Source organism: Nostoc sp. (assembly GCF_036917975.1).
Classification (GTDB): domain Bacteria; phylum Cyanobacteriota; class Cyanobacteriia; order Cyanobacteriales; family Nostocaceae; genus Nostoc.
Genome location: NZ_JBALEJ010000014.1, coordinates 130099 through 149156 on the forward strand (window position 1 = coordinate 130099; position 19058 = coordinate 149156).

18 protein-coding genes are annotated in these 19058 nt (G+C 42.0%); 8 read left to right on the plus strand and 10 right to left on the minus strand.

Annotation, left to right across the window (positions count from 1 at the left end; translation table 11 throughout):
* The first annotated feature begins 146 nt into the window (after positions 1-146).
* The 3 genes from V7K76_RS05310 to V7K76_RS05320 all read left to right on the plus strand — a co-directional run bounded on the left by V7K76_RS05310 (position 147) and on the right by V7K76_RS05320 (position 2138).
* Positions 147-881, plus strand: coding sequence for a pyridoxine 5'-phosphate synthase (locus V7K76_RS05310; protein WP_334774879.1), 735 nt, complete (start codon positions 147-149; stop codon positions 879-881).
* Positions 882-1021: 140 nt separating this feature from the next.
* Positions 1022-1741, plus strand: a complete 720-nt coding sequence (locus V7K76_RS05315; RefSeq protein ID WP_334774878.1) for a SnoaL-like polyketide cyclase — start codon at positions 1022-1024, stop codon at positions 1739-1741.
* Positions 1742-1808: 67 nt separating this feature from the next.
* Positions 1809-2138: an MgPME-cyclase complex family protein gene (locus tag V7K76_RS05320; RefSeq protein ID WP_334774877.1), complete on the plus strand. Its 330-nt coding sequence runs from the start codon at positions 1809-1811 to the stop codon at positions 2136-2138.
* A gap of 397 nt (positions 2139-2535) precedes the next feature.
* Here the strand turns inward: V7K76_RS05320 and V7K76_RS05325 are convergent.
* Positions 2536-4090, minus strand: a protein-coding gene (locus V7K76_RS05325) for an IS5 family transposase (RefSeq protein ID WP_442936261.1) whose coding sequence is annotated in 2 segments (ribosomal slippage) — positions 2536-3675 and positions 3677-4090 — 1554 coding nt in all. Because the reading frame shifts where the segments join, the coding sequence is not laid out codon by codon here.
* A 147-nt stretch (positions 4091-4237) separates the two neighbouring features.
* Positions 4238-4591 (minus strand): LLM class flavin-dependent oxidoreductase, encoded by a 354-nt coding sequence (locus tag V7K76_RS05330; RefSeq protein ID WP_442936262.1) that lies wholly within the window; start codon positions 4589-4591, stop codon positions 4238-4240.
* Positions 4592-4818: 227 nt separating this feature from the next.
* Between V7K76_RS05330 and V7K76_RS05335 the strand changes: the two genes are divergently transcribed.
* Positions 4819-5484, plus strand: coding sequence for a hypothetical protein (locus V7K76_RS05335; RefSeq protein WP_334774875.1), 666 nt, complete (start codon positions 4819-4821; stop codon positions 5482-5484).
* Between the two features lie 242 nt (positions 5485-5726).
* On the opposite strand, the gene V7K76_RS05340 is transcribed toward V7K76_RS05335, so the two are convergent.
* The 3 genes from V7K76_RS05340 to folD form a co-directional block, all read right to left on the minus strand.
* On the minus strand, positions 5727-6182 hold the full coding sequence (locus tag V7K76_RS05340) for a divergent PAP2 family protein (protein WP_334774874.1): 456 nt from the start codon (positions 6180-6182) through the stop codon (positions 5727-5729).
* 276 nt (positions 6183-6458) lie between these two features.
* The gene (crtE, locus tag V7K76_RS05345; RefSeq protein WP_334774873.1) at positions 6459-7391 is read right to left on the minus strand and encodes a geranylgeranyl diphosphate synthase CrtE; all 933 of its coding nucleotides are present in this window, start codon (positions 7389-7391) and stop codon (positions 6459-6461) included.
* Positions 7392-7573: 182 nt separating this feature from the next.
* On the minus strand, positions 7574-8461 hold the full coding sequence (gene folD / locus V7K76_RS05350; RefSeq protein ID WP_334774872.1) for a bifunctional methylenetetrahydrofolate dehydrogenase/methenyltetrahydrofolate cyclohydrolase FolD: 888 nt from the start codon (positions 8459-8461) through the stop codon (positions 7574-7576).
* 344 nt (positions 8462-8805) lie between these two features.
* Here folD and V7K76_RS05355 point away from each other — a divergent pair, with 344 nt between their 5' ends.
* From V7K76_RS05355 to V7K76_RS05365, 3 genes are all read left to right on the plus strand, one after another.
* Positions 8806-9252 carry a hypothetical protein gene (locus tag V7K76_RS05355; RefSeq protein WP_334774871.1) on the plus strand — a complete coding sequence of 149 codons (447 nt, stop codon included), beginning with the start codon at positions 8806-8808 and terminating at the stop codon, positions 9250-9252.
* 33 nt (positions 9253-9285) lie between these two features.
* Positions 9286-9720, plus strand: a complete 435-nt coding sequence (locus V7K76_RS05360) for an NUDIX hydrolase (RefSeq protein WP_334774870.1) — start codon at positions 9286-9288, stop codon at positions 9718-9720.
* A gap of 174 nt (positions 9721-9894) precedes the next feature.
* Positions 9895-10938 carry an AI-2E family transporter gene (locus V7K76_RS05365; protein ID WP_442936264.1) on the plus strand — a complete coding sequence of 348 codons (1044 nt, stop codon included), beginning with the start codon at positions 9895-9897 and terminating at the stop codon, positions 10936-10938.
* A 553-nt stretch (positions 10939-11491) separates the two neighbouring features.
* On the opposite strand, the gene V7K76_RS05370 is transcribed toward V7K76_RS05365, so the two are convergent.
* Together V7K76_RS05370 and V7K76_RS05375 are read right to left on the minus strand one after the other, a co-directional pair.
* Positions 11492-12226, minus strand: a complete 735-nt coding sequence (locus V7K76_RS05370; RefSeq protein ID WP_334953834.1) for an HAD family hydrolase — start codon at positions 12224-12226, stop codon at positions 11492-11494.
* 131 nt (positions 12227-12357) lie between these two features.
* Positions 12358-13425 carry a 30S ribosomal protein S1 gene (locus V7K76_RS05375; protein WP_334774867.1) on the minus strand — a complete coding sequence of 356 codons (1068 nt, stop codon included), beginning with the start codon at positions 13423-13425 and terminating at the stop codon, positions 12358-12360.
* Positions 13426-13757: 332 nt separating this feature from the next.
* Between V7K76_RS05375 and V7K76_RS05380 the strand changes: the two genes are divergently transcribed.
* Positions 13758-13904, plus strand: a complete 147-nt coding sequence (locus tag V7K76_RS05380; protein WP_334774866.1) for a hypothetical protein — start codon at positions 13758-13760, stop codon at positions 13902-13904.
* Between the two features lie 121 nt (positions 13905-14025).
* On the opposite strand, the gene V7K76_RS05385 is transcribed toward V7K76_RS05380, so the two are convergent.
* From V7K76_RS05385 to V7K76_RS05395, 3 genes are all read right to left on the minus strand, one after another.
* Positions 14026-16728, minus strand: a complete 2703-nt coding sequence (locus V7K76_RS05385; RefSeq protein ID WP_334774865.1) for a type I secretion system permease/ATPase — start codon at positions 16726-16728, stop codon at positions 14026-14028.
* On the minus strand, positions 16677-17459 hold the full coding sequence (locus tag V7K76_RS05390) for a peptidylprolyl isomerase (RefSeq protein WP_334774864.1): 783 nt from the start codon (positions 17457-17459) through the stop codon (positions 16677-16679). The genes V7K76_RS05385 and V7K76_RS05390 overlap by 52 nt, the downstream gene beginning before the upstream one ends.
* A gap of 480 nt (positions 17460-17939) precedes the next feature.
* Positions 17940-18737, minus strand: a complete 798-nt coding sequence (locus V7K76_RS05395) for a TIGR00297 family protein (protein WP_334774863.1) — start codon at positions 18735-18737, stop codon at positions 17940-17942.
* Positions 18738-19058 lie beyond the last annotated feature (321 nt).

Genomic DNA, 19058 nt, shown 5'->3' on the forward strand with positions numbered 1-19058 from the left:
TGCCCAAAAACCAGCTTTTTCTAACTCAGTTTTCTTTTAGGCGTTGCATTTAACCTGCGTGATATATCTGTAGCTCCTCAAGCAAAACTCCCACTATTTCCGGTAAAATCAAATTCTGAGGACTGTGGATTTGGGAGAAACTTGGGGTGCCTACACTTGGCGTTAACATTGACCACATTGCCACCATCCGGCAAGCACGGCGGACGGTAGAACCAGATCCCGTAGCAGCGGCGGTGCTGGCAGAACTAGGCGGTGCAGATGGGATTACAGTACATCTGCGCGAAGATCGGCGGCATATCCAAGATCGGGATGTGCGGATATTGCGGCAAACAGTGCGATCGCATCTTAATTTAGAAATGGCCGCTACAGAAGAAATGCTTGCGATCGCTCTTGATATCAAACCAGATTACGTGACTTTAGTCCCCGAAAAACGCGAAGAAGTCACAACAGAAGGCGGATTAGATATCATCGGGAAAATTGCTAGAATAGGTGAAATCGTCGATAAATTGCAAAGCGCTAATATTCCAGTTAGTTTATTTATCGATGCCGAACTAGCACAAATTGAAGCATCTGTCAAGGTACAAGCGCAGTTTATTGAATTGCACACCGGACAATACGCTGAGGCTAAAGATGAAACAAATCGCCACCGAGAATTAGCCATATTAGCTAAAGGTTGTGAACAAGCGATTCAAGCTGGATTGCGAGTCAACGCTGGACACGGACTCACCTATTGGAACGTCTATCCCGTGGCTGCGCTTTCAGGCATGGAAGAACTGAATATTGGTCATACCATCATCAGTCGGGCAGCATTAGTAGGAATAGAAAGGGCAGTCCGCGAGATGAAAGAAGCTATAAGGGGGAATGGAGCTATTCAATTTTAGATTTTGGATTTTAGATTTTAGATTGAAATTTAATCCAAAATTTAAAATCTAAAATCTAAAATTCTTACTTCCCAATCCCCCAAAGAGGGTTGTCACTGCGAAATCTAGAAATTGGGATCAAATCTTCAGCAAAAACTTCTATGAGCGCAACACAATCTAACAACCTGCCACTTTGGGTACAGGATCGAGATCAGGTGATAGCAGAAAGCACTGATGTCGAGTGGCGCTATCAGACACCGCCTGATTATTCCCGTTCAAAAGAGAATCTCGCGAAAGAAAGTATCTACAATCACCTTGAAGGTACACTAGAAGCGATCGTGCAAAACTTAGTGCGAACCTTAGAGATGGAGGTATCCTTCAAATCTAACCCCCAACAGTGGTTATCTATTGTGAATGAACAGTTTCGCGTCAGTACCAACGGCGGAGTAGAATACACCGCAGCAGATTTATCAGCCCAAGGTACTTACAATCTATTTATGGCTGATTCAGAGTATTACAAGGCTTCAGAAGAAAGCTTTGAATCATCAGCAAAACTCTTCCACACAACATTTCCCCAAGGATTTCCTTGGGAAGTAATGGAAGTTTACTCAGGGCCACCGAATGTCACATTCAAATGGCGGCATTGGGGACATTTTAAAGGAGAATATAAAGACTATGCACCTACTGGAGAAACAGTAGAAATTATCGGCATAACTATTGCAAAAGTTACCGATGACTTGAAGGTTGTTTCCTTAGAACACTACTTTGACAATAGTCTGTTCTTGGAAAAGCTAACATCTGGTGGCAAACAGACAAAAGCTGAAAATCAGAAAAGTGCTTGTCCGTTTAGTTCTTGGTTCAAGAAATCCCAAAAAAGTTAGTTCATAAGGGTACAGAGTGCAGCACTGTACCCTTAAATTATTCACATAGTAACTACAAAGGATGAAAATGCAAACATATCATTACGTTTTGGCTAGTCAACGTTTTCTTCTCCAAGAAGAACCAATACAGGAAGTTCTCAAAGAGCGCACCCGTAACTACCAGGAACAAGAAAAACAAATAGATTTTTGGTTGGTTGAGCAACCAGCTTTCTTGGAAGCACCACAATTTAAAGAGCTAAAGGCGAAGTGTCCTCAACCAGCAGTGGCGATTATTTCTACTAATCCCCAATTTATTACTTGGTTAAAACTGCGTTTAGAGTACGTCATCACAGGAGAATTCCAGGCTCCTTCTGAGGCAATACCCGATGCATTGGCATCGCTTGTGACTGTTTCATAATTTGGGCATTGGGCATTGAAAAGAGTCAGAGGGGCGGGGTCCGGGGGGCGGAGGGGAAAATTAAAACTCTTCTCTCTTGGTGCAGCAATACTTTTAACTACACGAACTTTAAGTAAATTTGCAACCAAAGACTTACGATTTATCCCTCTCCTACCTCCTCGTCCGCAGCTGGAAATTTCATCTGTTTGGCGAGATGGGTTTGAGTCTCCACAACTAAAACTCTTCCTTAGCTTTATCAAACAGAATTCAGAAGTCAGGAGTCAGAATTCAGAATGAATTATTCTGACTTCTGAATTCTTCTTCATCAGCACGACTGAGGTGTAGATGTTTATAGGATCATAACTAGGGCTTGCTGAAAAAGTCATAAAAAAGCAATTTTTTTGGGTTGACTAGTTATTTAAGCAAGGTCAAATATAAGTTTTTGTTGCCTATAGATGGCAAAATCATAACGTTCAATTATGTCAATCGCTAAAAAAGGTCTATTTTGGAAAAATAGACATAAAAAGGCACAAAAAACCCGTGACAGGTGAGTAGAAAGATTCATGACTAAAAAAGTAATAGCAATCACAGTTAGACTTGTATGAGGAAGTTTCGCCATCACTCTACTCAAACTAAATCTTCTTTTAGCTTGTCCAAATTTGCCCTCAATACAATTACGAATCCTCTCATCTTGTAAAGCTTGCTTCTTTTTTTCTTGACTCACATTTTTTGGAGGTCTTCCTAAAGGAACTCCACTGATTCTAATACCTCTTTCTTTGCACCAAGCTCGATTTTCTCTGGTGCGATAAATTTTATCAACATGAACAGATTCTGGATAATAGCCAGTGTAGTTTTTAAATGATTCTACTTGTGCTTTTAGGTCTCCTGATTCATTAAAATTATCCCAACTAATATGGTCTAAAAAGGCATAGTAATCATTGTAACTAGCAGATAGTTTAGCGCCAAATTCCACGGCTTTACCCGCTTTTCCTCGGACAATTGGACGGATATGTGGTTGGCTTAAACTTACAATACGGTCATCAATGCTCTGCTTTTTATTTTCATACAACCATAATTGTTGACGATATACTTCTGCGACTACCAGCAACATCTTATATTGTCTATTAGTTAAATGTTCCAGAGATGCCCCTACTACAATTAGCTGGTCAATATAGGATAAGTTTCTTTTAATATATTGGAGTTGTTTTCTAATCGCTTTTCTCCTATCTTTTTGAGATACACGACGTTTTTTAGCTACTTCTAGGTAGTCAATTCTTGCTATTTCCCGGTAAGTTCTTGGTTTTTTCTCTAATGTTCCCTTTATCTGTTCATAAAGCCAGTCAATTATTCTTTCTGTCTGTTTTCTCGCTTGATTTAATAGGTTTAAATCTGTTGGATAGCTGATATCACCAGGCGCACAAGTCGCATCTAATATTAATTTCCCTCGATTTTTGGGTGGATGATCTTCTTTTTCTGGTGATAGCGCAGGTTCTTCGAGTCCGCGTTCGCGCAGCGTCTCGTAGAGAGGGTCTTCGGTTTTTTTTTTCAATGCCAATCGAAGATGTTTTATCTAGCATCTTCTTCACCATTTGTTGATTGATGTTGTTGACCAACTCCGCACTGATTCTTTCCCGAAAATGTACTAACATTGATGCGTCAAATGGAGTTTCATTACTATAAGATGACATCCCTATGAAGTACTGTAGGTATGGATTTTCTTTAATTTGTTCTACTGTTTCTCTGTCAGTTATTCCTAGCTTTTCTTTGATTATTAATGCCCCCAATGCCATCCGAAATGACTTGGCAGGCGCTCCCATATCTGCGGAGAATCCAGAAGAATATTCATCTTCAAATTCTGTCCAAGGTATTAAATCAGCCATGATTACCCACCGATTATCTTCTGACAACTTTCCCTCAAATGGCAGTTCAAAGTTTGACGGTGGAATTGGAGTTGATTCTTCTTTTCGGTACATAGTGCCTAATAATACTCTATGTCGCTTTTATCCAATGTAATGCAAGTATTTTGGGCTATTTTACCTCCTTGTCTTGCACCTGAATATACTTCTTTTGTCTGAAAATCTCAAAGTGTCAGCTTTTCTTTCTTTTTCAGCAACCCCTAACTAGTTCGCAACAGAAACCGCTTGGCGATCGCGCCGTGCCACTTGGGCACGCACCAAAGAAATCACCTCTCCATAATCAATCGCATCTTGTAGCGGATCGAAGCCTCGGATTAATAGAGTGGTAACACCAGCATCGTAGTAATCGAGTAAGGCTTCTGCAACTTGCTCAGGTGTACCCACAAGAGCCGTCGTATTACCTGCTGCACCGGTCGCTGCGGCTATTGGTGTCCACAGACGCTTATCGTAAATTTCTCCTTTTGCCGCAAAGTCTACTAAACGCTGTGACCCTACCGCTTGTGGTCTAGTTAAGGGAGCGACTTTCACCTCTTGCCGCAGTTCTTGAATCCGCGCCAAAATATTGTGTGCTTTCTCCCAGGACTAAACTCCTCATCACAGTGGCAACGCGATGCCCTCACCAAAAAAAACCAACAACCGCAACAATTCTCCAGCAGCAAAAGTTTCCCTAAAGGGCGATCGCCAATCAATTGCTATGTAGAGACAAGTGCTATATTATTTTGGGGGAACAAAATATATTTTTATAAAATCTTCTAAGACACCTTAATTTACATAATCTAACTTTTGTGCATAGATTTCAGACTTTACCAAGTGTTTTAGGATTAGCAATTGCAGGGTTGATTGGTGGCACGAGTTCTGTCTTTGCCCAACAAACCATTCCCCTTTGTCAACCACCAAATGCAGGCGAGTATCTTTTATTAGTAGTCAGTCCCACAGCGAATAATCAAAAGCAGTTACGTAGTGCCTTACCACCTGAACTTAAAACTATTACCTGCAAATATCTTAACGAAACTGTGACGCGAGTAGGTGGCTTTAACAAAATCGATGATGCCAATCGTTGGGCAAGATATGTCAGTAATATTGTTGGCTTGTCTGCCATAATTACCACTCGACCAACAACACCAGATGTGCAGGCGGTACAACCACAGCCACAGCGACGGCTACAGCCACCTCAGCAGACAGTTACCTATAATCCTCAAGCTTTAGGAGAGGGTTATGCAGTGCTGGTAGATTATTACAACCGTCCAGAACTAGCAAATAGTGTGCAGCAACTAGTGGGAGGTAATGTAGGTTTTGTTTCTTATGGACAACGCCCTTACTTGTTAGCAGTTTATACCACTAACCAAAGTGAAGCATACAACACATTACAGAAGCTCAATAATGGCGGTTTTGTTGCCAGCATAGTAGATAGTCGTAAGGTGATTCTGCTGCGCTCAACTGTGCGGTTGTAGTCATTAGTTATTAGTCATTAGTCATTAGCCCTCTTTTGTCAGAGTGGGAGAATCCAATCGCCCAAATGCTTACAGGGCTTTAATTTCCACGTTTTGTCTATAAATTCTAGTTTCTATTAGAAAATAAAGCCTCAAACCTTGATGAGATCAAAGTCTCAGAGTTTGGCTGAGATTATTGTTTTCCGAGAGTGACAAAACAGGGTTAGTCATTAGTCATTGGTTAATAAACTGTAGACTATTGACTAATAAGCAGACCTCGCTAACCAATAGATGGTTATACCCAAAGCCGCTCCAGCGATTACCTGAACTGGTGTATGTCCGAGTAATTCTTTCAGACGGTCTTGGCTAAAGTCTGGTTTTTCATGAAATAATTCATCAATCATTTGATTGAGAATACGAGCTTGTTTGCCAGCCGCTTGGCGAACTCCGGCTGCATCATACATGACAATAACGGCAAAAATCATCGCAACGGCAAAATCAGGAGATGCCCAACCCAGTGTTTGCCCGACACCAGCAGCTAGAGCCGTAACTAGAGCCGAATGGGCACTAGGCATACCTCCGGTTGTTACCAAAACACGTATATTCAGTTTGCGATTTTTGATGATTTCGATTACGAGCTTTAATGCTTGAGCAATTAAACAAGCTACCAGAGCAACCAGCAGCACGCGGTTGTCTAAAATGTTGCCTATGTCCTGCATGGTATTTTGGTTAGGTTAGTAAATATTAGCAGCAGTTGTTGGTTGAGGAAACATTTAGATTCAACCCAAAATCCCAAATTAACCTAGTACATCACGGTGGAAACAGACCAACTATTCAAAATCACCTAAAAGCTTAATGGATCAGCTTTTTGAATTTTGAATGAGTAAATTTTGAATTCCGTTGGGCGGTGTAGTACAGCATAGCGTGAATAAACCACCCATTTTCAATCAATGAAACGCTTGTGGTGTAGGAATTACGAATTACCCAAAGCGTTACTAGTTGTTGCGGCTGGTAATAAAATGAGCGATCGCTTGGAGTGGTTTGGCTCTGTCTCCAAACGGTTCCAATTCCACACAAGCTGCTTTAACTAGCTCTTGGGCTTTTGAGCGTGATTCCTCAAGTCCCCAAAGGCTGGGATAGGTCACTTTCTTAGCTTTTTGGTCTTTACCAGCTGTTTTACCTAATTGCTCTTGGGTAGAAGTGATATCTAAAATATCATCGATGATTTGGAATGCTAGCCCAATATCTTGAGCATAACGGGTCAGTCGTTGTACATCTTCAGGTGATGCCCCAGTTATGATCCCGCCACAAACTACAGAAGCTTCTAAAAGGGCTGCTGTTTTGTGTTTATGAATAAAATTTAGTGTTTCTAAGGAAATATCTGATTTCCCCTCCGACTCTAAATCGACAACTTGACCGCCGACCAAACCAGCTGCCCCCAGCGCCCGACCAAGACGGACAACTACTTGTAAGACTAGCTCTCTGGGAACACTTTGGGGGGTTTGAAGGGCAACAAATTCAAAAGCGAGAGCCAACAAGCCATCCCCAGCCAAAATCGCGACATCTTCGCCATAGACTTTATGATTCGTCAGCTTTCCACGACGGTAATCGTCATTATCCATCGCTGGGAGGTCGTCATGAATCAACGACATTGTATGGATCATCTCTACAGCACAAGCCGTCGGCATAGCCATCTCGATGCTTCCACCCATCATTTCACAGGTAGCAAGGCAAAGAATGGGACGTACACGCTTACCTCCAGCTAATAACGAGTAGCGCATCGCCTCATAAATCTTTTCTGGATAAATGACTGGGATAGACCGATCCAAAGCATTATCACAAAGCTTTTGCCGCTCTTTGAGATAGGCTGCTAAGTTAAATGTGGTTCCCTCTGGTGGTGTTTTTTGAACGTTATCAGTTGCTACCATGCTTTAATTCCTGACATTTTGGGATTCTTGTCTTATACGTCACAATTTTAAGGTGCTGTGGGGCTGAAAAAAATGAAGAGTTAGGAGTTAGGAGTTAGGAGTTAAGAGTTAGGAGTTAATAACTCTTAACTTTTAATTCATCACTTTTAACTTTTAACTCATCACTTTTAACTTTTAACTCATCACTTTCTTTCTTCTTTTGTCGCTCTGAAGTAGCTGGCAAATGTATTTTCCAACAATATGGCAACAGTCATCGGGCCAACACCGCCAGGAACAGGAGTGATAAATCCTGCTACATCAGCGGTTGATTCAAAATCAACATCGCCAATGAGGCGACTTTTGCCATTAGCATCGGTGACGCGATTCATCCCCACATCTACCACAACTGCGCCCGGTTTCACCATGTCAGCAGAGATTAGTCCAGGACGACCTACTGCTGCAATTAGAATATCAGCATTTTGGGTGATGGTTTTGAGATCGTGCGATCGCGAGTGAGCGATCGTAACTGTGGCATCAGCTTCTAATAGCATCAGCGCCATCGGTTTACCCACCAAAATACTACGTCCCACCACTACTGCCTGTTTTCCTTGCAAAGGAATCTCATAAGCTTCTAAAAGCCGCATTACACCAGCCGGAGTACAGCTACGTAAACCGCTTTCTCCCCTTACTAGTCGCCCCAAGTTAACTGGGTGCAGTCCATCGGCATCTTTATCGGGATCAATTTGATGCAGCAGAGTCACAGCATCCAAGTGGTTAGGTAAGGGCAACTGTACAAGAATGCCATCCACCCGTTCATCGTGGTTGAGTGCAGCAATTACCTCTTCTAACTCCCCAAGGGTAGTTTGGGCAGGAAAATGCTTACCAAAAGAGGCGATCCCAACTTTAGCGCAGGCTTTTTCTTTATTGCGTACATAAGCGGCTGACGCTGGGTTGTCACCAACCATCAACACTGCTAAACCGGGAGGTCGTCCAATTTTTGGTTGTAATTCTGTAATGGCGACAGAAAGTTCTTGCTGAATTTTTGCAGCTATTGCTTTACCATCAAGGAGTTTGGCAGTTTTTGTTTCCATAAAAATTCCCAGCTATATTCGCTTGTTGTCCAAAGTCCAAAGTAAAAATATTGATTATTGCATCTTGACTTTTGACTATTATTGTGTTGCTGTTTGATGTCGTAGCGTTTCTCTCACAGTAAATTCATAATGTTTATTTTCTCAGATTAACGGCATCATCTGAAGAATAAAGAATTAGGGAGTGGGGAGAAATCAATTCAAAATTCAAAATTCAAAATTCAAAATTAAAGAACTTCTGCCGACGCTCTCTACGAGACGCTAAAAGCGTAGCTTGCTTCCCTATAAGGGTATGCGGACTCGGCTATCCTGCCTCCTCTTTACCAATGCCTAATGCCCCATGCCCCATGCCTAAAATAAATAAATCGGTGGGTTTCATGCAAAAAACGAGAAATTTTCCCCTTTCATTCTTATACGGGCACAGTATTTTTCCTTACCGCTTAGGATTGACTTGTTTCCTCGTAGCGGGACTTTGTAGTTGTGGTAACTTGACATTACCTAGCTTAAGTAAGGCTGGCTTAAAATTTAGGACAAATGTGACTCCAATTGGAGAAATTAAACCAAAACAAGACAATCAGGCTATAGTTTACATCCAAGGTCAGGTAGAAAAGCAAGCTCCTCTGATCAAACAGTGGGCTTATAAAATTAGTGACTCAACTGGCAAAATTTGGGTTGTTACCAATCAAAAGAATCTGGGTGAGGGTTCACAAGTGGTGATTAAGGGTAAAATTCGCTACCGAAGTATTCCCTTAGCTGGCAAAGAATTGGGGGAAGTTTACTTAGAAGAACAGTAATCAGCAATTAAATTAAAAATAAATATATGAACTATGAACAATCAACAGGTACACGTAGCGATCGCAATTCTCTATCAAAAAAACAAGTTTCTCATGCAGCTGCGCGACAACATCCCCGGTATTCTCTATCCTGGTTACTGGGCGCTGTTTGGCGGACACATCGAACCTGGTGAAACGCCGGATGTAGCCGTAAAACGAGAAATATTAGAAGAAATCGGCTATGATTTACCACCCTTTGTTGAATTTGGCTGTTATCCCAATGAAAGAGTTGTCCGTCATGTCTTTCATGCACCACTCTTAGTGGAATTAAATCAACTGGTTCTTAACGAGGGTTGGGATATGGCGTTATTTACCCCCGAAGATATCCGTCAAGGTAACTGTTATTCACAAAATGCTGGCGAAATCCGACCTTTAGGGGCAATGCATCAGAAAATTATGTTGGATTTTATTGAGAAAAATCTAACGTAATTTGGGCATGGGGCATGGGGCATTGATTATAATTCTTCCCCTACTCCCTCATCTCCCCACTCCCCACTCCCTAGAAGCCACAATAAAGTTAGAACTCTTATCGGGTCATCACTAATGCAATCAGCAAATAAACTGCCGCGATGGTTAACTATCGGATTGGCATTTCCCGTTGCCATACTCAACGGCTGGCTATTGATCCAGGTTATACAGTATTTTCAACCCTTAGTTAGCATTATTGCCGCCGCCATCCTACTGGCTTTTGTCTTGAATTATCCAATCCAGTTTCTTCAGGAACAAGGGGTAAAACGCAATTTAGCGATCGGGGGAGTTTTGCTTTTGACTCTGGTGGTTTTAGTAGCTTTAGGTATCACCTTGGTTCCCCTGATTATTCAACAGCTCGTTGAACTGGCTAATATTTTACCCAGTTGGATTGATTCTGGTACTCAGCAGCTACAAGCTTTCCAAGATTGGGCGTTAAGTCAACAGCAACTTCCGATTAATTTAAGTGGTTTATTTACCCAAGTTCTGGAACGATTATCTAACCAACTTCAATCCTTCACTGGTAGAATTCTTGGTTTTGCTGTGGATACCATTGGTATTGTCCTCAATGTACTGTTGGCGGTAGTGCTGACTATCTACCTAATATTGAACGGTGAACGTCTTTGGGACGGAATTTTTCAGTGGTTTCCCCCTAACATTGGGTTCAAAGTGCGGGAATTACTGCGAGAAGATTTCCACAATTACTTCATCGGTCAAGCAACATTGGGAGCTGTGTTAGGGGTGACAATTACGCTGGTGTTTTTAGCGCTGCAAGTCCCCTTGGCTTTACTTTTTGGTATCGGTATTGGCTTGTTTTCACTTTTTCCTTTTGGTACGGGAGTTGGTATTACCATAGTAAGTTTGTTAGTAGCGCTGCAAAACTTTTGGTTAGGGGTGGAAGTCTTAGGTGTCGCTGTTGCGATCGACCAAGTTAACTCTAATATTATTGCACCTCGAATTCTCAGCAATTTGACCGGCTTAAATCCTGTATGGGTGGTAATTTCTTTATTACTAGGAGCAAAGTTGGGAGGAGTTTTGGGTTTGTTAATTGCGATCCCCATTGCCAGTTTTATCAAGGATATAACAGATAGCTGGCGGGCTGGAGAATTTAATAAAATAGATGATATTGAGTCAGAACCTATTGCAATAACAACTGAAAGAGCAGGAACTTACACCTAAAGCTCAATTATTGATATTAAATGAAAAACTGGTGAGCTTGTTCATAAATGAACAGCAAAACCCTGATTTATGATGCCAACAAATAAGCAGCTATAGGAATCCGGTTTGATTTCTGAAAAAAATTAAGTATTTGTAGGGTGTGTTATGACTTTAGTCTAACGCACCAAACCCTTGAAAATGGTGCGTTACGCTTCGCGATAACACACCCTACGTGTTGTTCAAAAATCAAATAGTAATCCTATATTACTTTATGTATCAATAATTTTTCAGAAATTAAAATAAGGGTAAAAAATGGGCGATCGCTATTTATATATAATGCAAAATTTGATTAAATATTAATCAATGCTGAACCCGTACAAAAACAAGATAGTGTAGGGGAGCCAGTGCGTTGTTCCGATTTCTATAATTGAAATAGGTGGCTGGATTTATGCCGTGCTTTGCTTCACGCAATTAAAAACAGCCATATCAATTAATAGACAAATTAAATATGCGTCACCCGAAAACCTTGTAGAGACGTAGCATTGCTACGTCTCTACGTCTTTTCTGGAGATGTTTAATCTTCTAAAATCTGGATTTCATCAAGTTGATTAATCACTACATCTGCACCTCGGACATTATCTGACTTACCTACCCAAGTGATACCAATACAACCTGCGGCTTTAGCATTACGCGCCATTTGCATATCACCAACTGAATCACCCACCATCAATGTAGCGTTCGGTTCAACTCCCAAAGCTTGACAAGCTTGCAAAAATAGCACTGGATCTGGTTTACTCGGCCCTTCATCTACGCCCATTTCTAACTGGATATAATCACTTAACTGGTGATTGGCTACAAAATTACGTACTTCTTCAGTTGTCGCAGCTGAAAGGATGCCAAGTTTCAAACCCCCTTCTTGTAGATATTTCAACAAGTCTAAGCTACCCACAAATAATGGTGAAGCACTTTGTCCAATGTACTTTTCCGCTTCATCCAAAGCTTGACGGGCTATTTTTAAGCACTCAAACCATCCTCTTCCAGTTTCGGCAATATATGCCGCCGCCGCAACTTCTGTTTCGCGGCGGCTTGCTACTGATATTAAGCCTGCGGGATCTAGAAAATTGCCATTGATACCAAATGCCATTAACAAGGGTTCCCCAGTTCCAGGGATTTGAGCATCTATTAACCTTGTTGCTTTTTGAGCGAGCGATCGCAAATACGTTTCTGAATCTTCTAGAGTACCGTTTTTATCAAACAAAATTGCCTGGATATTATCAAAAGTGATATTTCTACATTTAATGGTTGCCATAATATTTAACTTCTAACTACTGCCAATTCTTTATTTTTACTGATTTTCCACATAAAAAAAGAGGGGAAAACCCTCTTTATAAAATGATTTGATACTCTTACTTAAAAATAAGTAAAACTATAAAAAATCTATTACTCTTCAATAGCTGCTGGAATTTCCTTTTCAATTTCCGCAACTACTGAATTTTCTTGTTCAAGTTCTGCTGCTGGTGGAATCTCTTCTTCAAGTTCTGCTGCTGGTGGAATTTCTTCGTCTGCTACAACTTCCGCAGGTGCAGCCGGTGCAGCAGTAGCACCTTGCTGCTTGGCTAATAACTGTTCGCGATACTTAGCAGCCATTTCTTCTGCCTTATCGTAGACCAAATCCCGGTTCTTAATCATGTCGCCGGGTTCAGGTTCTAGTTGCTTGGTAGATAGGGAAATCCGACCCCTTTCTGCATCCAAGTCAATGATCATAACTTTCACTTCATCATTGACATTGAACACACTATGAGGTGTATCAATATGTTCGTGAGAAATCTCAGAAATATGTAATAGACCACTGACGCCGCCAATGTCGATGAAAGCACCGTATGGCTTAATACCACGAACAGTACCAATTACTACTTCGCCGACTTCTAGGCGGTTCATCTTACGCTCAACCAACGCCCGACGGTGAGATAGAACTAGGCGATTACGTTCTTCATCCACCTCTAGGAATTTCAACGGCAGATCCTCGCCGACCAATTCTTCTTTAGGTTTGCGGGTACTAATGTGGGAACCTGGGATAAAGCCACGTAATCCCTCAATCCGTACCAACGCTCCGCCGCGATTGGTTGCAAATACGCCAGAACGGACAGTAGCATCTTCTGCTTGCAACTGTCGCACGCGCTCCCAAGCCCGCATATACTCAATACGGCGAATGGAAAGGGTTAATTGTCCATCTTCGTTTTCATCGGTAAGGATGAAAAATTCCCGCGTTTCGTTTGACTGTAATACTTCTTCCGGGCTATCCACCCGGTTAATAGACATTTCTTGTATAGGTATATATGCTGCGGTTTTAGCACCAATGTCAATCAGAGCGCCGCGCGGCTCTATACTGAAAACTGTTCCTGGGACAACATCGCCAGGGCTAAAATGATAATCGTATTTGTCAAGTAGAGCAGCGAAATCTTCGTGAGTGAATCCAATTTCTGTAGCGGTTAAATTCTGATTGACCATGCTGATTTGTTCCTGGTTCTAGTCTCCGTAAAGGTTGTGCGACAAGCGCGATGTGCTATGTAAGCAGTTCTATGGCAGCCTACACAAAACATCCATTTTCATCCTAGCGCAGAAAAGCTAGTATTAACACATATCTACTCCCAAGATTGGAAATTATATCACAATATGAAAATGATTGGTTATTTACTTAGTAGTTAACCTGCGCCTTCCTTGGAGACTCACGTTAATTTAATGGAACAATGGGCGAGTTTGTAACCAAATTAAGCAGTTTTCATATATTTAAACCACATTTGTCGTAAAGGCACAGCATTGCTCATTGGTGTCAACTTCAGATGAAACTCTTTTCAAATCTCCTTTTCAAATCTCGTTTCCAGCCTCCGGCTGGAAATGCTGCTCCTGGTGGCTCTGCCGCCAGTAAGAGAGGCAGCAGCCCCAACGACGAGCATTCCCAGTCTCCGACTGGGAACGAGGCAATCTAAAAGCTGGTTATAGACTTGCTTTCACTTTAAGTTGACACCAATGAGTATTACTGTGCCCCTAGCGTGTGGTCTATTATTCAGCCATTCTTTAGATATCAAGTAGACATGAACTAAAAGCTAGTTAAATGTTTGCTTGCTGACGTTGATATAATGACCAATACAAACCCTTTTGTTGCAACAACTGTGAGTGAGTACCACGTTCAGCAATTACGCCTTGCTCCAATACCAGAATCAAATCAGCACGTTTGAGGGGGGCAAAGCGGTGAGCAATCAGGAACACGGTACGATTAGCGGAAATTTTTTGTAGGTTTTGCAGTACTTGTTGTTCAGTTTCACTATCCAAAGCGCTGGTAGCTTCATCTAAAACTAAAATCGGCGCTTGGGAAAGAAATAGTCTTGCTAGGGCAATACGTTGTCTCTGTCCACCAGATAAAGCAGTACCGCGTTCACCAACATTGGTTTCGTAACCGTAGGGTAATTGACTGATGAAATCGTGTGCTACTGCTAGTCTTGCCGCCTCTACTACTTGCTCTGCGGTAATGTCGGGACTACCGAGAGTGATATTTTCCAAAATGGAACCGTTGAATAAAAAGTCTTCTTGAAGAACCACACTAACTTGTTGCCGCAGTGAGGCTAAGTCGGCACTTTTTATATCAAAACCATCAATGAGGATACGTCCTGATTCAATTTGATAGAGGCGTTGCAATAGCTTAGACAGGGTACTTTTTCCAGAACCACTGCGTCCGACAATGCCGACAAATTGCCCTGGTTCGGCATTGAAGGATATTCCCCGCAAAATTGCTTCAAAGTTTGGCCGGTAGCGGAAAAATACTTGCTCGAAGGTAATTTGTCCTTTCAGAGGTGGTAAAACTAGACCAGTTCCCAGTTCTGCTTCTGGGGAGACGTTGAGAATATCACCAATGCGATCTACAGAAAGTAGCACTTGTTGGAGGTTTTGCCACAACTGTACTAAACGCAAAAGTGGGCCTGTAACTCTGCCAGACAGCATTTGAAAGGCAACTAGCTGTCCAATTGTGAGCTTTTGTTCGATGACTAACTTAGCGCCAAACCAGAGAATCAGCATAGTAGACAAATTGGTGAGAAAGTCACCAATGTTGCTGCTGATATTGGAGGTGGTGGAGGCTTTAAAACCTGTGCGAATGAAGCGAGCAAATAAGCCTTCCCAGCGATCGCGGGCTACTGGTTCGGCTGCATGGGCTTTAACGGAGTGAATTCCAGTGATTGTCTCTACTAGAAACGATTGACTATCGGCAGAACGGTTAAAAGTTTCGTTGAGCCAGTTACGCAAAATGGGGGTTGAAACGATCGTTAATGTGGCAAATAGCGGCAGTACTGCTAAGGCGACAAAGGTGAGTGGGACGTTATAGTAAAACATCAATACCAGATACACCACAGTAAAGATGCTATCTAGAATTACTGTTAACGCTGTACCTGTGAGAAACTGACGAATTTGTTCGAGTTCCTGGACTCTTGCTACTGTGTCTCCGACGCGCCGGGACTCAAAATAAGCTAACGGCAGACGCATCAGATGGCGAAATAGCTGTGCTGATAAACTCAAATCTAGACGACGAGCTGTATGGGTAAAGATGAATAGGCGGAGAATGCCCAGTACGGACTCAAATACGGCTACGAACAAAAGTGCGATCGCCATGACATCAAGAGTCGGCAAACTCCCCTGAACCATCACTTTATCAATGACGACTTGCGTGATTAGGGGTGTTGTTAACCCCAAAAGCTGCAAGGTAAAAGATGCCAACAATACTTCTACGAGTAAGCCCTTATACTTCCAAACTGCTGGGGTGAACCAATTCAGGTTAAATTTTTCTTGCCGAGATACGAGTTCTACTTGCCATAATTGTCCATCCCAAGAGGCTTCAACTATGGACTGTGGCAAGCTTTCACAAGTTCTTTCGGGATTGAGAGGATTAGCGATAATTAAGCGATCGCCCTTAACTCCATAAGCCACCACCCAGGATGGACTCTGGGGTGAGTCAGAATTCCACAGCAGTAAAGCTGGAAATGACAACTGCCGCAACTCGCCCCAACTCACTTGTAACCGCCGCAACACTAACCCTAATTTTTCTGCTGCTTCCACAACCTGTTTTGGGCGTTGTCCTCTGAGTTGGCGCTGCACCCATTCCAGTTGCACAGAATTTTCTAACTGTTGCGCCACCATTGTTAAACACGCCGCAGCAGTATTCCAACTAGCAACAAAGGGATAATTTGCAACGATCAGATTGGCTGCTGGGAGTCCTTTTTGGGGTTGGAGGCTGTGGGGGCTGGAAGTTCCGTCTGAGGTTGATATTACTGAAGGAGTGGAAGAGAAGGAAAATGTCTCCCTTTCTCCTTCTGTCTGTACTGGTAATGCTTGCCAAAACTCTTGAATTTGTGGGTGAGAAAATTCTGCCCAAAGTGCAGTATCCCAACAAATTACTATCACTTCTTTACTAGCAGCTACAGCTTTAAAATCCGCAGACAGCTTTTGGAAGTCGCCAAACCAATCCCCTGCATCTAGGGCGGCTATTGGTTTGCCAATGCCCTCTTCTCGTAGGCGGACTTTCCCGGCTACAATTAAGAATTGATAACCACCGACATCATTTGACCAGATTTTTTCTCCAAGACGATACCGGCGGGCTTGGGATTCATTTTCTAATTGGGATTGTTGTTCGGGAGTCAGCCAGCATAGCGGTGGCTGATTCCAAGGCAAAGAAGCTAGAACTTTTAATCGTAAAGATTCATTATCCAGAATTTTTAACTCACTTGTAACTTGACTGTCAGTTTTTGAATTTTCTCTGCTAGCCATTTTTCAAATAACTCATTTTGTAGTACTTGCTTTAGTTGAGTATCTTCTAAAGACGCTGGCAGAAATTGTTCTACTCGAAACAAACCATAAGGTCCTTCTCCTTGGGGAGAGTCTTTGCCAACGATTTCTATTGGGCCTACCAATTGTCCTGGACTAGCGACATCAATAGCTGCGCGTAATATATCCGGCATACTGCCTCGGCTGACGATTCCCATCATGCCGTTTACAATTCGGTCATCTGAAAGTGAATACTCTTTGGCTAGTTGCTCAAAACTACCTCCTTCTTCAATTTGGGTATGGAGTTCGTCTGCCAGTTCTCGATTATTGACAACAATCCGAGAAAGTACTACCCGATCCAAAAAAATTTTGCGTTCAATGAAATATTCTTGGATTTTTGTTTCCGTTACTACAGCTTTTAGCCTTTCTAACTTGTAACCAAAAGTAACCGATGTGTGAAATGTAGCGTAATCTGTGTTGTTGATCTTTAACCATTCTTGAAAACTTTCGGGATCAGTCAGTTGATTTTTCAGCCTAAAGTCAATAATTGACTGTTCAGTTATTGCTGTGCCAATTTCAATATCGTTTCGTGTTCTGATTTCTTCCTCAATTACGTACTGGCGGAGAATATCCCCAATGAACTGTCCCAACTTTCCAGAGGCTTGCAGGTACTTTACTGCTTCCTCAACAGAAATTATTTGGTCATTAATTGTCAAAAATGATGAAGATTCCATGAACTAATTATGTGAAAATGGTTAAACACTTATAGGACTTTTAATTTAAATCATATAGAAATCATCTGGTTGTTGATGGATAAATATGATAAAGATTCCATGAACTAATTACATCTAAATGGTCAAAAAATTATATAACTAGTGAATAATATAATTTCTCTTGATCTCTTTTACAGTCTGGTGAGGACAAAACAGGATTGAACTGGGCATTGGGGATTGGGCATTGGGCATTGGGCTTGGGGAAGAAGTAAGGGAGCAGGGAGCAAGGGAGAAGAATTTTCCCCTCAGCAAGAGCAGCACCCCGCACCTCTGCCTCTTTTCAATGCCCAATGCCCCTCAAAAATGCTGAATAATGAGTGCTGAGTAGGGAAGAAGCAAGGGAGCAGGGAGAAGAATTTTCCCCTCCGCCCCCCGCACCCTGCCCCTCTGCATCTTTTCAATGCCCAATGCCCAATTCCCCACCTAGTTATTTTCACAGATTTACTTAATGAAACTTATCCATGTCCAGGCAAGTAGCACAGATGCGATCGCACCGATTAATGTATTAAAAATATTTACCACTTCATTGGTCAGCCAGGCATACTTAGATTGCAGTGTTGCACCAATTACACTTTCTAAGTTGGTAGCAATAAATGCTGCTAATACACACCAAGCGACTCCTAATAGATCAATTAAACCAACTCCCCAACCAATAAATGCGATCGCAACAGAAGCCACAATCCCAGCTAAAGTTCCCTCCAAGCTTACCGCTCCTTCTGTACCCCGTGGCACTGGTTGGAGTGTGGTAATGAGAAAGGTACTTTTACCATAAGCTTTACCAACTTCACTAGCAGTAGTATCAGCCAGCTTGGTACTGAAACTTGCTACATAAGCTAACAATAATAGGGATTGGGGATTGGGTACTAGGGATTGGGGACTAGCTACAAAGAATCCCGAATTTATTATCCCTACTCCCAAAGCACAGAGCGCCCCAGTCAAAGCCGAACCCCAAACATTTTCTGGGCCTCTTGCCCCAGAACGTTTTTCGGCAATTCCTTCTGCCTCCTTCTGCGCCATACCGATGCGGGTAACGCCAGAACCAACCAGAAAATAGAACATTACTACTGCATATCCTTGCCAGCCTAGAGTTACCCAAATTAAGATAGCCAGGAACCAGGCATGAAATAATCCAGCAGGGGTAAGTAGCTTTTTCGGAGAAATCCAAGCTAAACCCAATAAAAGTGTGTTTAACACTACTGCTACCAACCAGGGATTTACAGAATCAATTGAGGGTGACATCAGCAATTAATTATGAGTAATTTTTCTGAATATCAACAGAATAGCGAATTTATGATACTTAGTGCTTAACTTCTGAAACCTCTCCAGCTAAAGTAATATGTGGTTCTTGCGCCCCTTTTATGGTGATTGAGGATTGATTGTGACAAAACCCTTGCCCCGCAAGGGTTATAAGAAATTATGGTACTGTTTTAAATGAAATGCTTACAGGGTAAGGCTTTTAATGGTTTTGAACCAGGTTTTCCATAAAAATAACCGAAGAACCTAATATGTTTGTATTATTAACTAAATAGCATAGGCATTGCGCCGAAAGCTGATGTTTAA